The 14,486-nt window shown below is 68.5% G+C and carries 8 protein-coding genes; 5 read left to right on the top strand and 3 right to left on the bottom strand.

Translation table 11 applies throughout. The features are described from left to right. Window positions 1-12: 12 nt before the first annotated feature. Window positions 13-3,186, top strand: coding sequence for a multidrug efflux RND transporter permease subunit (locus tag QN245_RS09020; protein ID WP_184447748.1), 3,174 nt, complete (start codon window positions 13-15; stop codon window positions 3,184-3,186). A gap of 464 nt (window positions 3,187-3,650) precedes the next feature. Here the strand turns inward: QN245_RS09020 and QN245_RS09015 are convergent, their stop codons facing one another. Beyond that, complete coding sequence (locus QN245_RS09015) at window positions 3,651-4,799, bottom strand: acyl-CoA dehydrogenase family protein (protein ID WP_160967917.1); 1,149 nt, start codon at window positions 4,797-4,799, stop codon at window positions 3,651-3,653. A 126-nt stretch (window positions 4,800-4,925) separates the two neighbouring features. On the opposite strand from QN245_RS09015, the gene QN245_RS09010 reads away from it, so the two are divergent. From QN245_RS09010 to QN245_RS08995, 4 genes are all read left to right on the top strand, one after another. Beyond that, entirely contained in the window at window positions 4,926-5,915 is a 990-nt protein-coding gene (locus QN245_RS09010; protein WP_184447746.1) for an ArsR/SmtB family transcription factor, read from the top strand. After that, window positions 5,912-7,054 carry a homocysteine S-methyltransferase family protein gene (locus QN245_RS09005; RefSeq protein ID WP_317845098.1) on the top strand — a complete coding sequence of 381 codons (1,143 nt, stop codon included), beginning with the start codon at window positions 5,912-5,914 and terminating at the stop codon, window positions 7,052-7,054. Before QN245_RS09010 ends, QN245_RS09005 begins: the two co-directional genes overlap by 4 nt. A 103-nt stretch (window positions 7,055-7,157) precedes the next feature. Further along, window positions 7,158-9,920: a methionine synthase gene (gene metH, locus QN245_RS09000; protein ID WP_317845097.1), complete on the top strand. Its 2,763-nt coding sequence runs from the start codon at window positions 7,158-7,160 to the stop codon at window positions 9,918-9,920. 77 nt (window positions 9,921-9,997) lie between these two features. After that, window positions 9,998-10,909: an NAD-dependent epimerase/dehydratase family protein gene (locus QN245_RS08995; protein WP_317845096.1), complete on the top strand. Its 912-nt coding sequence runs from the start codon at window positions 9,998-10,000 to the stop codon at window positions 10,907-10,909. A 543-nt stretch (window positions 10,910-11,452) separates the two neighbouring features. On the opposite strand, the gene QN245_RS08990 is transcribed toward QN245_RS08995, so the two are convergent. Both QN245_RS08990 and QN245_RS08985 read right to left on the bottom strand, forming a co-directional pair. Next, on the bottom strand, window positions 11,453-12,205 hold the full coding sequence (locus tag QN245_RS08990; RefSeq protein ID WP_184448086.1) for a transporter: 753 nt from the start codon (window positions 12,203-12,205) through the stop codon (window positions 11,453-11,455). Between the two features lie 145 nt (window positions 12,206-12,350). Further along, on the bottom strand, window positions 12,351-14,480 hold the full coding sequence (locus tag QN245_RS08985) for an acyltransferase family protein (RefSeq protein ID WP_317845095.1): 2,130 nt from the start codon (window positions 14,478-14,480) through the stop codon (window positions 12,351-12,353). Between the last annotated feature and the right edge of the window lie 6 nt (window positions 14,481-14,486).

Here is a 14,486-nt window from a genome sequence, read left to right as displayed (position 1 = left end):
CGGACTCCCCCCATGCCTAAGTTCTTCATCGAACACCCGGTCTTCGCCTGGGTGGTGGCGATCCTGATCTCGCTCAGCGGCGTGATCGCCATCCTCAATCTCGGCGTCGAGTCGTATCCCTCGATCGCCCCGCCCCAGGTCACCGTCACCGCCACCTATCCCGGCGCCAGCGCCAGCACCACCGAACGCTCGGTCACCCAGGTGATCGAGCAGCAGCTGACCGGCATCGACCACCTGCTGTACTTCAGCTCGTCGTCGTCCTCCAGCGGCACCGCCACCATCACCCTGACCTTCGAGACCGGCACCGACGCGGACATCGCCCAGGTGCAGGTGCAGAACAAGGTGTCGCTGGCCACGCCGCGCCTGCCCTCGGAAGTGACCGCACAGGGCGTGGTGGTGGCCAAGGCCAACGCCGGCTTCCTCAGCGTGATCGCGCTGCGTTCGGACAACCCGTCGATCGACCGCGACGCGCTCAACGACATCGTCGGTTCGCGCGTGCTGGAGCAGATCTCGCGCGTGCCCGGCGTCGGCAGCACCCAGCAGTTCGGTGCCGAGTACGCCATGGACATCTGGCTCAACCCTGAGAAGCTGCAGGGTTACCACATGTCCGCCAACGACGTGTACACCGCGATCCGCGCCCAGAACGTGCAGTTCGCTGCCGGTTCGCTGGGCTCGGATCCGGCGCCGCAGGGCCAGTCGTTCACCGCCACGGTCAGCGCCGAGGGCCGCTTCACCTCGCCCGAGCAGTTCGAGAACATCATCCTGCGCGCCGACGGCAACGGCACCGTGGTGCGGCTGAAGGACGTGGCCCGGGTCGCGTTCGGCCCGACCAACTTCGGCTTCGACACCCAGTACAACGGCAAGCCGACCGGCGCCTTCGCGATCCAGCTGCTGCCGGGCGCCAATGCGCTGAACGTGTCCGCGGCGGTCAAGGCCAAGATGGACGAGCTGCAGCCCAGCTTCCCGCAGGGCGTCACCTGGTTCACGCCGTACGAGAGCACCACCTTCGTCAAGATCTCGATCGAGGAAGTGGTCAAGACCCTGGCCGAGGCGATCGTGCTGGTGTTCCTGGTGATGCTGGTGTTCCTGCAGAACTTCCGCGCCACCATCATCCCCACCCTGGTCATCCCGGTGGCGTTGCTGGGCACCTTCCTGGGCATGTGGGCGATCGGCTTCACCATCAACCAGCTGACCCTGTTCGCGATGGTGCTGGCGATCGGCATCGTGGTCGACGACGCGATCGTGGTGATCGAGAACGTCGAACGCATCATGTCCGAGGAGCACCTGGCGCCGAAGGCGGCCACGCACAAGGCCATGACCCAGATCACCGGCGCGGTGGTGGCGATCACCGTGGTACTGGCGGCGGTGTTCATCCCCTCGTCGATGCAGCCCGGCGCCGCCGGCGCGATCTACAAGCAGTTCGCGATCACCATCGCCATGTCGATGGCGTTCTCGGCGTTCCTGGCGCTGAGCTTCACCCCGGCGCTGTGCGCGGCGTTCCTCAAGCCCACCCACAACGACAACCCGAACTGGGTCTACCGCACCTTCAACAAGTACTACGACAAGCTCTCGCACCGCTACGTCGGCGCGGTCGGCAACACCATCCGCCGCGCGCCGCGCTGGATGGCGGTGTTCGCCCTGCTGCTGGTGCTGTGCGGGTTCCTGTACACGCGCATGCCAGGCAGCTTCCTGCCGGAAGAGGACCAGGGCTTCGCGCTGGCGATCGTGCAGTTGCCGCCGGGCGCGACCAAGACCCGCACCAACGAGGTGTTCGCGCAGATGCGCGGCGTGCTGCAGCAGCAGAAGGCGGTCGAAGGCATGCTGCAGGTGGCCGGCTTCAGCTTCCTAGGCCGCGGCGAGAACGTGGGCATGGGCTTCATCCGGCTCAAGCCCTGGGACGAGCGCGACATCGCCGCCGGCGACCTGATCCAGCAGTTGAACGGGATGTTCTACGGGATCAAGGACGCGCAGATCTTCGTGGTCAACCTGCCCACGGTGAACGGCCTGGGCCAGTTCGGCGGCTTCGACATGTGGCTGCAGGACCGCAGCGGCCAGGGCGAGGAAGCCCTGCTGCAGGCGCGCAACATCGTGCTCGGCAAGGCCGCGCAGCGCCAGGACACCCTGGCCGGGGTCCGCCCGAACGGCCTGGAGAACGCGCCGCAGCTGCAGTTGAAGGTGGACCGCGTGCAGGCGCAGTCGATGGGCCTGTCGGTCAGCGACATCTACCAGTCGATCCAGCTGATGCTGGCGCCGGTGTACGTCAACGACTTCTTCTACGAGGGCCGCATCAAGCGCGTCAACATGCAGGCGGATGCGCCGTTCCGCACCGGTCCGGAGTCGCTGCGCAACTTCTACGTGCCCAGCAACACCGCCACCGACAGCAGCGGCCTGCCGCAGATGATCCCGTTGAGCACGGTGGTGAGCTCGGACTGGATCTACAGCTCGCCGTCGCTGAGCCGCTACAACGGCTACTCGGCGATCAACATCGTCGGCAACCCGGCGCCGGGCGGCAGTTCCGGCCAGGCGATGAGCGCGATGGAGGACATCGTCAACAACGACCTGCCGCCGGGCTTCGGCTTCGACTGGAGCGGCATGTCGTACCAGGAAATCATCGCCGGCAACACCGCCACGCTGCTGCTGGTGCTGTCGATCGTGGTGGTGTTCCTGTGCCTGGCGGCGCTGTACGAAAGCTGGTCGATCCCGGTGTCGGTGCTGCTGGTGGTGCCGATCGGCGTGCTCGGCGCGGTGGCGTTCTCGCTGCTGCGCGGCCTGCCCAACGACATCTACTTCAAGATCGGCCTGATCACGGTGATCGGCCTGGCCGCCAAGAACGCGATCCTGATCGTCGAGTTCGCGGTGGAGCAGCGGGCGATGGGCAAGACCCTGCGCGAGGCCGCGGCCGAGGCGGCGCACCTGCGCTTCCGCCCGATCCTGATGACCTCGTTCGCGTTCATCCTCGGCGTGCTGCCGATGGCGATCTCCACCGGCGCAGGCGCCAACGCCCGCCACGCCATCGGTACCGGCGTGATCGGCGGCATGCTGTTCGCCACCGTGCTGGGCGTGCTGTTCATCCCGCTGTTCTTCGTGATGGTGCGGCGCATGCTCGGCGACAAGCTGGACGAGCCGTCGAAGGAGTTCACGCAGATGCAGGAGCAGGGTCTGGCGCGGCATCAGCCGGATCGCTGAAGCGCTGGGATTGGGGATTCGGGAGTTGGGATTCGTCAGTCGGATCCCGCTCGGTCCTGATCCTCCCTGCAGAAACAAACAAAAAGCGGCCGCAAGGCCGCTTTTTTATTGTCTGGGAACCTGGTCGGGAAGCGCGGCCCAGAACCCGACGCAATGTTGAGGGTTCCTTGTGGGAGGGACTTCAGTCCCGACGCCTTGCAGCCAGACGCCACTCATTCCTTTTCCACACAAAGGCAACCAAGCGGCCGCATCTACTGAACCCTCAACCGATCCGGGAACCGGCCAATCCCAAGTCCCGACTCCCCAATCCCGACCTTAGGGATTTCAGTCCCGACGCGCTGCAGCAGAACCCGCTCATTTCTTTTCCCACCCAAAGAAAAAGCGGCCCTGCGGCCGCTTTCCCCTAGATCTTCAACCGATTCGGGAACCGGCCAATCCCCAATCCCGACTCCCAAATCCCGGCCTCACCGCAGCCCGGTCTCGTTGCGGGCGATCACCAAGCGCTGGATCTCACTGGTGCCCTCGTAGATCTCGGTGATCTTCGCATCGCGGAAGTAGCGCTCCAGCGGCATCTCCTTGGAGTAGCCCATGCCGCCGTGGATCTGCACCGCCTGGTGGGTGATCCACATCGCCGCCTCGGAGGCGGTGAGCTTGGCTACCGAGGCCTCGGTGGTGAAGCGCTGACCCTGCCCCTTCAGCCAGGCCGCGCGCAAGGTCAGCAGTAGCGCCGCGTCCAGCTTGCACTTCATGTCGGCGATCTTGGCCTGGGTCATCTGGAACGCGCCGATCGGCGAGCCGAACGCCTTGCGCTCCTTCACGTACTCCAGCGTGGCCTCGTAAGCGGCGCGGGCCAAGCCGATCGCCTGCGAGGCGATGCCGATGCGGCCGGCGTCGAGCACGCTCATCGCGATCTTGAAGCCTTCGCCCGGCGTGCCCAGCACCTCGTCGGCGCTGGCCACGTAGTCCTGGAACTCGATCTCGCAGGTGGCCGAGGCGCGGATGCCCAGCTTGGGCTCGGTCTTGCCGCGATGGAAGCCGGGCTTGTCGGTGTCGACCACGAAGGCGGTGATGCCCCGCGCGCCCTTGTCTGGCTCGCTCATCGCGAACAGCACGATGTACTTGGCGACCGGGCCGGAGGTGATCCAGCTCTTCTTGCCATTGATGAGGAAGCTGCCGTCGTCCTGGCGCACCGCGCGGCACCGCATCGCGGTGGCGTCGGAGCCGGACTGCGGCTCGGTCAACGCAAAGGCGCCGATCTCGCGGCCCTCGGCGATGGCACGCACGTACTTCTGCTTCTGTTCCTCGTTGCCGTTCTTGAGGATGCCGGCGCAGAACAGCGAGTTATTGACCGACATGATGGTCGAATGCGCCGCATCGCCAGCGGCGATCTCGACCATGGCCAGCACATAGGCGATCGGGTCCATGCCGGCGCCGCCGTACTCGTCCGGCACCTCGATGCCCATCAGCCCGTTCTCGCCCAGCAGGCGGATGTTCTCCAACGGGAATTCGCCGGTACGGTCGTGGTGCTCGGCACTGGGAGCGATCCGCTCCTGGGCGATGCGCCGCGCCACGTCCTGGATCATCAATTGCTCTTCGGTAAAGCTGAAATCCACGTCGAACCCCTCCCGGGCATATTGGTCCGGACATTGTAGCCGTGCAGACCATACGCCGGCGTGTGCAACTTGACCGCAACCGCCGCGCGTACCAAAATATCTCTATATCGCGATAGGAAGATATTTATGGATCTGGAGGACTGGTCGTCCCGGCTGAAGGTCTTCGCCGACGCCACCCGCGTGCGCCTGCTGGCGCTGCTGGAGCAGGAGGAGCTGACCGTGGCCGAGCTGTCGGCCATCACCCGCCTGGCACAGCCGCGGGTCTCGACCCACCTGGCCAAGCTCAAGGAGGCCGGACTGGTGCGCGACCGCCGCGCCGGCGTGTCGGCCTATTATCGCTTCGACGAGACCCTGCTGGACCCGGCCCAGCGCGCGCTGTGGCTGGCGCTGAGCACCGGCAGCGACGATCCGCTGCTGCGCCAGGACGCCGAGCGCGTGGCGGCGGTGCTGGCCAACCGCGCCGCCGACCAGAACTGGGCCGACTCGGTGGCCGGCGACATGGAACGCCACTATTCCCCCGGCCGCACCTGGGAAGCGCTGGCGCGCACCGCCCTGCCGTTGCTGGAGACCGGCGACGTGCTCGACATCGCCTCCGGCGACGGCGTGCTGGCCGAACTGGTGGCGCCGCACGCGCGCCGCTACGTCTGCATCGACACCAGCGCGCGAGTGGTGGCCGCGGCCAGCGAGCGCCTGCGCCGGCTCGGCAATGTGGAAGTGCGCGAGGGCGACATGCACGCCCTGCCCTTCGCCGATGCCAGCTTCGACCTGGTGGTGATGATGCACGCGCTGACCTACGCCACCAAGCCGGCACAGGCGGTGTGCGAATCGGCGCGGGTGCTGCGCCCGGGCGGCCGCCTGCTGCTGTGCAGCCTGGCGCGCCACGAACACAAGGCCGCGGTGCAGGCCTACGGCCACGTCAACCTCGGCTTCGCCGCCAAGGAACTGCGCAAGTTCGTCGGCAAGGCCGGGCTCGAGGTCTCCAGCCTGGAAACCGTGACCCGCGAGAAGCGCCCGCCGCACTTCGAAGTGATTTCGTTGATTGCTGGGAAGCCGGGATTCGGGAGTGGGGATTCGGGATTGGATAAGGCAAAAGCCAAAGCAGGAGCTGAAGCATGACCGGCGCTTTTCCACCAATCCCCAATCGCCAATCCCCAATCCCGGGCCTGCCCTGGCTAAACCCGGAGCGCACGCAGAAACTGCTGCAGGCCTTGTCCGAGCGCATCCTGATCATCGATGGGGCGATGGGCACGATGATCCAGCGTCACGGGCTGCAGGAGGCCGACTACCGCGGCGAGCGCTTCGCCGAGGGCTACGACGCGCAGGCCGGGCACGTGCACGGCCCCGGTTGCGACCACGCGCCGCAGGGCCACGACCTGAAGGGCAACAACGACCTGCTGTTGCTGACCCGCCCGGAGGTGATCGCCGAGATCCACCGCGCCTACCTCGACGCCGGCGCCGACCTGCTGGAGACCAACACCTTCAACGCCACCGCGATCAGCCAGGCCGACTACCACCTGGAACACCTGGTCTACGAACTCAACAAGGCCGGCACGCAGGTCGCACGCGCCTGCTGCGACGCGGTCGAGCAACTGACGCCGGACAAGCCGCGGTTCGTGATCGGCGTGCTCGGCCCGACCAGCCGCACCGCCTCGATCAGCCCGGACGTCAACGATCCCGGCTTCCGCAACACCAGCTTCGACGAATTGCGCGCCACCTACCGCGACGCGATCGACGGCCTGATCGACGGCGGCGCCGACACGCTGATGGTCGAGACCATCTTCGACACGCTCAACGCCAAGGCTGCGCTGTATGCGATCGAAGAGGTGTTCGACGCGCGCGGCGGGCGCCTGCCGGTGATGATCTCCGGCACCATCACCGATGCCTCCGGCCGCACCCTGTCCGGGCAGACCGCCGAAGCGTTCTATGCCTCGGTCGCGCACGGGCGGCCACTGTCGGTGGGGCTGAACTGCGCGCTCGGCGCCAAGGACCTGCGCCCGCACGTGGAGACCCTGGCGCGGATCGCCGACGGCTACGTCAGCGCGCATCCCAACGCCGGCCTGCCCAACGCCTTCGGCGAATACGACGAGACGCCCGAGGAAATGGCGGCGACGCTGCGCGAGTTCGCCGAGTCCGGGCTGCTGAACCTGGTCGGCGGCTGCTGCGGCACCACCCCGGCGCACATCCGCGCCATCGCCGAGGCGGTGCGCGGACTGCCGCCGCGCGTGCCGCTGGCGACCACGGCGCAGGCCGCCTGATGTCCGCCGCGCGCATGCCCGCCGTCCCCGCCCGCGCACTCCTGCGCGGGCACGGTGCCGCCTGCGCGCACGCCTGCACCTCCCTGTTTCCGGAACGCTGACCATGTCCTCCGCCCGCTACACCCGCCTGTCCGGCCTGGAGCCGTTGCTGCTGACCCCGGACCTGCTGTTCGTCAACGTCGGCGAACGCACCAACGTCACCGGCAGCGCGCAGTTCCGCAAGCTGATCAAGGAGGAGCGCTACGAGGAAGCGGTGGAAGTGGCGCGCCAGCAGGTCGCCAACGGCGCGCAGATCCTCGACGTCAACATGGACGAGGGCCTGATCGACTCGGAGAAGGCGATGGTGCGCTTTCTCAACCTGATCATGTCCGAGCCGGACATCGCGCGCATCCCGGTGATGGTCGACTCCTCCAAGTGGAGCGTGATCGAGGCCGGGCTGAAGTGCCTGCAGGGCAAGAGCGTGGTCAACTCGATCTCGCTCAAGGAAGGCGAGGCGCCGTTCGTCGAACACGCGCGCAAGGTGCTGCGCTACGGCGCCGCGGCGGTGGTGATGGCCTTCGACGAGGTCGGCCAGGCCGACACCTGCGCGCGCAAGGTGGAGATCTGCACCCGCGCCTACCGCATCCTCACCGAGCAGGTCGGGTTCCCGCCGGAAGACATCATCTTCGATCCGAACATCTTCGCCGTGGCCACCGGCATCGAGGAACACGACAACTACGCGGTCGACTTCATCGAGGCGACCCGCGAGATCAAGCGCACCCTGCCGCACTGCCACGTCTCCGGCGGCGTGTCCAACGTGTCGTTCTCGTTCCGCGGCAACGAGACCGTGCGCCAGGCGATCCATTCGGTGTTCCTGTACCACGCCATCGCCGCCGGCATGGACATGGGCATCGTCAACGCCGGCGGCATGCCGATCTACGACGAACTGGACCCGGAACTACGCGAGCGCGTGGAGGACGTGATCCTCAACCGCCGCCGCGATGCCACCGAACGCCTGCTGGAGATCGCCGAGCGCTACAAGAAAGCCGGGAATCGGGAATCGGGAATCGGGAATCGCGAGAAGCTGGCGTGGCGCGAGAAGACGGTGCGCGAGCGATTGAGCCATGCGCTGGTGCATGGCATCGACGAGTTCGTCGAGGTGGATACCGAAGAGGCGCGGCAACAGTCCACGCGCCCGCTGGACGTGATCGAAGGCCCGCTGATGGACGGCATGAACGTGGTCGGCGACCTGTTCGGCGCCGGCAAGATGTTCCTGCCGCAGGTGGTGAAATCGGCGCGGGTGATGAAGAAGGCGGTGGCCTATCTGCTGCCGTACATCGAGGCGGAGAAGCTGCGCAGCGGCGACACCGGCAAGTCCAACGGCAAGATCATCATGGCCACGGTCAAGGGCGACGTGCACGACATCGGCAAGAACATCGTCGGCGTGGTCCTGGCCTGCAACAACTTCGACGTGATCGACCTGGGGGTGATGGTGCCGACCCAGACCATCCTCGACCGCGCCCGCGCCGAGAACGCCGACATCATCGGCCTATCCGGGCTGATCACCCCGTCGCTGGAAGAGATGACCCACGTCGCCCGCGAGATGCAGCGCCAGGGCTTTTCGATGCCGCTGCTGATCGGCGGCGCCACCACCTCGCGCGCGCACACCGCGCTGAAGATCGACCCGCACTATGCGGCGCCGACGGTGTGGGTCAAGGACGCCTCGCGTGCGGTCGGCGTGGCGCAGTCGCTGATCTCGCGCGAACTGCGCGCGGCCTTCGTCGCCGCCAACGACGCCGACTACGCCGAGATCCGCCAGCGCCACAAGAACCGCGGCGACGCCAAGCGCCTGGTCTCGCTCGCGCACGCGCGCGGGCAGCGCTTCGACGGCGGCTGGGACACCTACACCCCGCCGGCGCCGCGCCAGCCCGGCCTGCATGTGTTCGACGACTACCCGCTGGACGACCTGGTCCCGCTCATCGACTGGACCCCGTTCTTCCAGGCCTGGGAACTGGCCGGCAAGTTCCCGGCGATCCTCACCGACGAGATCGTCGGCCAGCAGGCCAGCGAGCTGTACCAGGACGCGCGGGCGATGCTGCAGCGGATCGTCGAAGAGAAATGGCTGACCGCCAAGGCCGTGTTCGGGCTATGGCCGGCGCAGTCGGTGGGCGATGACGTTGTGGTCCTGACGGACCGGGAATCGGGAGACGAGAATGGGGAATCGTCGGACGCGACTGCTCCGCTCGGCCATTCCCGATTCTCCATTCCCCATTCCCTGCACTTCTTGCGCCAACAGGTCGACAAACCCGCCGAGCGCCCGGACTTCTGCCTGGCCGACTTCATCGCCCCGCGCGACAGCGGCAAGCAGGACTGGATCGGTGCGTTCGCGGTCACCGCCGGCATCGGCATCGAGCCGCACGTGGCGCGCTTCGAGGCGGCGCACGACGACTACAACGCGATCCTGCTCAAGGCCCTGGCCGATCGCCTGGCCGAGGCGCTGGCCGAGCGCCTGCACCAGCGCGTGCGCACCGAATTCTGGGGCTACGTCGGCGACGAGGCGCTGGACAACGAGGCGCTGATCGCCGAGCGCTACCGCGGCATCCGCCCCGCGCCCGGCTATCCGGCTTGCCCCGACCACAGCGAGAAGCAGACCCTGTTCGCGCTGCTCGACGCCGGGCGCAACGCCAGCATGTCGCTGACCGAGAGCTTCGCGATGCTGCCGACCGCCGCGGTGTCCGGCTACTACTTCAGCCACCCGCAGAGCCAATACTTCGTGGTCGGCCGGCTCGGCAAGGACCAGCTCGCCGACTACGCAAAGCGCAAGGGCGTCTCGCTGCAGCAGGCCGAGCGTTGGCTGGCCTCGAACCTGGACTACGATCCGGAGTAAGCCCGGGCCGTCGCAGGTGCGCCCCGCATCGCCTGCTTCGCCATCACGCACGCCCTTCCCGCCCACCGCCCATGCCGATGCCCACCTCATCCCCGCTGAAGATCCTGGTCACCGGCAGCGCCGGCCGGGTCGGCCGCGCGATCCACATCCGGCTCGCGCGCGAGCACCGCGTCAGTGGCTTCGACCGCACGCCCTGCTCCACCGCCGACTGGGTCGGCGACCTCGACGACGCCGCGCTGCTGGCGCGCGCAATGCAGGGCGCCGACGCGGTGATCCACACCGCCGCGCTGCATGCCCCGCACGTCACGCATGTACCGGCGGCGCGCTTTCGCCAGGTCAATGTCGACGGTACGCGCCGCGTCCTGGATGCCGCGGCTGCAGCCGGCGTGCGCCGCATCGTGTTCACCAGCACCACCGCGTTGTACGGCAGCGCCGCCACGCCCGATGGCAGCGCCGGCTGGGTCGACGAAACGCTGACACCGCAGCCGCAGACCATCTACCACCACACCAAGCTGGAGGCCGAGGCGGTGCTGCGCGAAGCGGCCGACCAAGGCGGGCCGAGCGTGCGCATCCTGCGCATGTCGCGCTGCTTCCCGGAGCCGGTCAACGTGATGGCCGCGTTCCGCCTGCATCGTGGCATCGACGCGCGCGACGTCGCCGAGGCCCATGCCGCGGCATTGCGGCATGCCGGGCCGGCGGCCGCGATGTTCGTGATTTCCGGGGACACGCCGTTCCTGCGCGAGGATTGCGCCGACCTGCATAGCGCGGCAGCGACCGTCCTGCGACGACGCACCCCTGCCCTGGTGGCGGCGTTCGCGCAACGTGGCTGGGCATTGCCGAAACGGATCGACCGCGTCTACTCGGCACAGCACGCGATGCAGGCGCTGGATTGGCGACCGCGCTACGGTTTCGAGGAGGTGCTGGCGCAGTACGACCAGCACGTCCCGGAGGTCCTGCCGCCCGGCGATGGCGAGGCCGCGCGCGAGTAAGCATGCGGGCGGTAGCGGCAAGAATCTCGCGCACTCCGGCTCCACGAGCCGCTTCGCGCCGACCCTCACCCCACTCCCAAGGGGAGAGGGGCACACGTACTGCCGCTGTTCCCTTCTCCCCTCGGGAGAAGGTGCCCCGAAGGGGCGGATGAGAGTACGGGCACAGCCACGTCAACCCAAACACCACGAGCCGCTTTGCGCCGACCCTCACCCCAACCCCTCTCCCGACGGGAGAGGGGCACATGTACTGCCGCTGTTCCCTTCTCCCCTCGGGAGAAGGTGCCCCGAAGGGGCGGATGAGGGTACGGGCATAGCCGCGTCACCCCAAACACCACGAGACGCGTCGCGCCGATCCTCACCCCACCCCCTCTCCCGACGGGAGAGGGGCACGCGTACTGCCGCTGTTCCCTTCTCCCCTCGGGAGAAGGTGCCCCGAAGGGGCGGATGAGGGTACGGGCACAGCCACGTCAACCCAAACACCACGAGCCGCTTCGCGCCGACCCTCACCCCAATCCCTCTCCCGACGGGAGAGGGGCTTCGGGCTCAGCGCAGCAACACGGAAATGCCGAGGCCGCCCTGCCAGTCCGGGGTCTGCGACGACAGACCGCGCAGGACCGACACATCCAGTTGCACGCGCTTGGCGAACAGCCAGGTGACGCCGCTGCCGAGCGCGCGCATCTCGTCCTCGCCGCCGCCGATGCCGGCCTCGACGTAGGCGCTCAGCGTGTCGCCGGCATAGAAGGTATAGCTCGGCGAGACGCTCCAGCCGGAGCCGTCCTCGCTGTCGCTGACGTTGCCGTACAGCGCCAGGCTGCGCCCCTCCGGCAGGTCCCAGCCAGCGCTCACGCCCAGGTCGTAGCGATGGCCGGCATCGCCGTACGGTGCGCGCCCGACCGGCAGGCTGGCGCTGCCGAGCAGCGACCAGCTGAAGCCGTCGCGGGCGCTGGGCAGCGCCTGCTTCAGGCCGATGCTGGCGTCGCCGCCGCTGTGCCCGCGCCGGTCCTGGCCGCCGCCGCGCACGCGTTGCCAGACCTGGCTATCGATCGCCAACTGCAGCTCGGTGCGCGCGCTCAGGCCGATCCGCAGCCGGCTGTTGGCGACGTATTCGGTGCTGCGCACATCGCCGTCACGGTCGTAGCTGCCGTCGAAGAACGCCTGCTCCCAGGCCGCCTGGCCACGCTGCAGCGTGGTCGGTGCGAAACCGATGCCGGGCCGATCGAACGCCGGCGCATCCTCGGCGCAGGCCACGCCGGCGCTGCCGGCAGTGGCGGCCAGCAGCAGCGCCCCGCGCAGCATTGCATCGCCACCACGGCGCAATGGCGGCCGGCGGCAATGGCGGGTGGCGATGGACGACGGCACCGGCGGCGATAGCTGCGGCGCGACCAAACGTAGAACAGGCATGCGCGAACTCCTTGCGATGCGGGAGGCGGAGGGCTGCGCCTCAAGGCGCCGGCGGCGAGTTTGCCTGGATCGCAGTGAAGTGCGCGGTGAAGCCCGGCAGCAACACCCGGTTGCCATAGCCGCTGAGGTGATCGGCATCGAAGAACAACGGGCGGCCTTCGCGGAATCCGGTGCATTGCTGCGCATCGCACAGCAGCGGCAGCGGATCCCACACCGAGGCATGCGGCAGCTGCGCGGCGATGCGCTGCAGGCTCTGCAGCACCGGCGCCCGGTAGCGCTGCATGGTCGCGCGCGGAATCGGGATGCCATGCGCGCAGATCGGATTGCCGCGGTTGAACCAGTCCGAGCAGCGATACGGCGGCGCGCGCAGCACCGGCTTGGGCGCTTCGAAGACGATGCGCACGCCGCGCTGCGCCAGCGGCTGCAACAGCGCCACCGCGGCCGCTTCGCCAGCGCTGCGTGCCGCCTGCGCCGCGGCGCCCTCCTGCTCGGCCATCACCGCCGTCTCGTCGAACAGGCGATCCTGGTCGGCCAGGCGCAGCACGCGCAGGGCGGGCAGGAACAGCACATCGCCGCCGCGCGCGTGCGCGGCGACGTCGGCCAGGGTGCTGCGCTCGTAGGCCTGGCAGCCGGGATTGCTGGCCTGCCAGGCCTGCAATCCGACGATCGGGCAACCGCCGACGCCGTACAGGCGCACCGGCACCCCGCTCTGCAGCGCGAAACGCCGCAGCAATTCGTTGTAGGCCAGCGCATGCGAATCGCCGGCGACGAACAACTGGCCGCCATCACGGTTGTGCCGCGTGCACGCGCCGCGCTCGAACAGCTTGGCGCTGCCCACCTGCACCGGCACCTGGCGGGTCTGCAGCGTGCATTGCGGGAATTCCCGGCGCAGGCCCTTGGCATAGGCGTACCAGTCCAGCGGATGCCGGCTGACCGTGCTCAGCCCGTAATAGCGCTGGGTGTCCTGCAGCAGCGCATGGGTGCCGGCGGCGAGCAACACCAGCGCCAACCCGGCGACGATGGTCCGCGCCGGCGTACGCGCGTGGCCGATGCGGCCATGCCGCCAGGGCAGCTCCACCCAGCGGTACGAGGCCAGCGCCAGCACCGCCACCAGCAGCAACGCCACCGCCTTGGTCGACACCGAGTCCAGGCCGACGGTCCAGCGGAACAGCACGAACACCGGCCAATGCCACAGATACAGCGAGTACGACACGCGGCCGATCGCCACCGGCACGCGGTGTGCCAGCGCGCGGCGGGTCCAGCCGGCCGGGCCGCCATGCAGCAGCGCCAGCAGGCCAAGCGTGCCCAGCACCGGCCACAGCCCGTCCGGCCACGGCGAATGGCCGGGACGCGCGCGCCACAGGCCGACCGCGATCGCCGCCAGCGCCACCGCCAACAGCGGCGAACGCCAGCTCAACGCGCCCGGTGGCGGCACCTGCGTGCCGGCCTCGAAGCGTCCGCGCAGCGTCAATACCTGGTACAGCAGCACGCCACTGCCGAGTTGCCAGAACCGCGCGGTGGTCAGGTAGAACGCGGCCGCCGCATCGCCTGCGTCGCGGCTATGCCGCCAGGCGAACGCCAGCGACGCGGCCGAGGCCAACGCCACCAGTAGCGTCGACGCTATCCGGCCGCGGCCGCCGCGGTTCCAGGCCAGGAACAGCAGCGGGAACAGCAGATAGAACTGCTCCTCCACGCCCAGCGACCAGGTATGCGTGTACGGATTGAATTCGGCCTTGGGCGAGAAATAATCGTTGCCGGTCGCGGCCAGCACCCAGTTGCTGAGGCCGACAAAGGCCATGCGTCCGGTCTTGGCGCTGGTCTCGCTGAGCCAGGACTCGGGAATGAACAGGCCGCTGGCCAGGCCGGTGAGCAGCAGGCACGCCACCAGCGCTGGCGCGATGCGGCGCATGCGCCGCGCGTAGAACTGCGCGAACACGCCCAGCTGTCCGGCCGCCGGCAGGCGCTGCAGCGACGCGCTGACCACGAAGCCGGAGATCACGAAGAACATGTCCACGCCGGTGAACCCGCCCGGCAGCCACGCCGGATCGAGGTGGTAGGCAATCACCGCCAGCACCGCGATCGCGCGCAGCCCATCCACGTACGGCAGATAGCCGCCACCGGTCTGCGCGTGCGGCGGCGTGTGGCCGCGCCCGGCGGCCCGCGTGCCCATCCCTGG

The organism is Xanthomonas rydalmerensis, assembly GCF_033170385.1.
Lineage (GTDB): Bacteria > Pseudomonadota > Gammaproteobacteria > Xanthomonadales > Xanthomonadaceae > Xanthomonas_A > Xanthomonas_A rydalmerensis.
The sequence above is the reverse complement of the archived record's forward strand: the minus strand, read 5'-3'. Positions and strand labels throughout refer to the sequence as shown.

Coding starts and splice junctions, on each gene's coding strand:
- QN245_RS08985 (WP_317845095.1), bottom strand. CDS start 14,480: ATGGGCACGCGGGCCGCCGGGCGCGGCCACACGCCGCCGCACGCGCAG.
- QN245_RS08990 (WP_184448086.1), bottom strand. CDS start 12,205: ATGCTGCGCGGGGCGCTGCTGCTGGCCGCCACTGCCGGCAGCGCCGGC.
- QN245_RS09020 (WP_184447748.1), top strand. CDS start 13: ATGCCTAAGTTCTTCATCGAACACCCGGTCTTCGCCTGGGTGGTGGCG.
- QN245_RS08995 (WP_317845096.1), top strand. CDS start 9,998: ATGCCCACCTCATCCCCGCTGAAGATCCTGGTCACCGGCAGCGCCGGC.
- metH (WP_317845097.1), top strand. CDS start 7,158: ATGTCCTCCGCCCGCTACACCCGCCTGTCCGGCCTGGAGCCGTTGCTG.
- QN245_RS09005 (WP_317845098.1), top strand. CDS start 5,912: ATGACCGGCGCTTTTCCACCAATCCCCAATCGCCAATCCCCAATCCCG.
- QN245_RS09010 (WP_184447746.1), top strand. CDS start 4,926: ATGGATCTGGAGGACTGGTCGTCCCGGCTGAAGGTCTTCGCCGACGCC.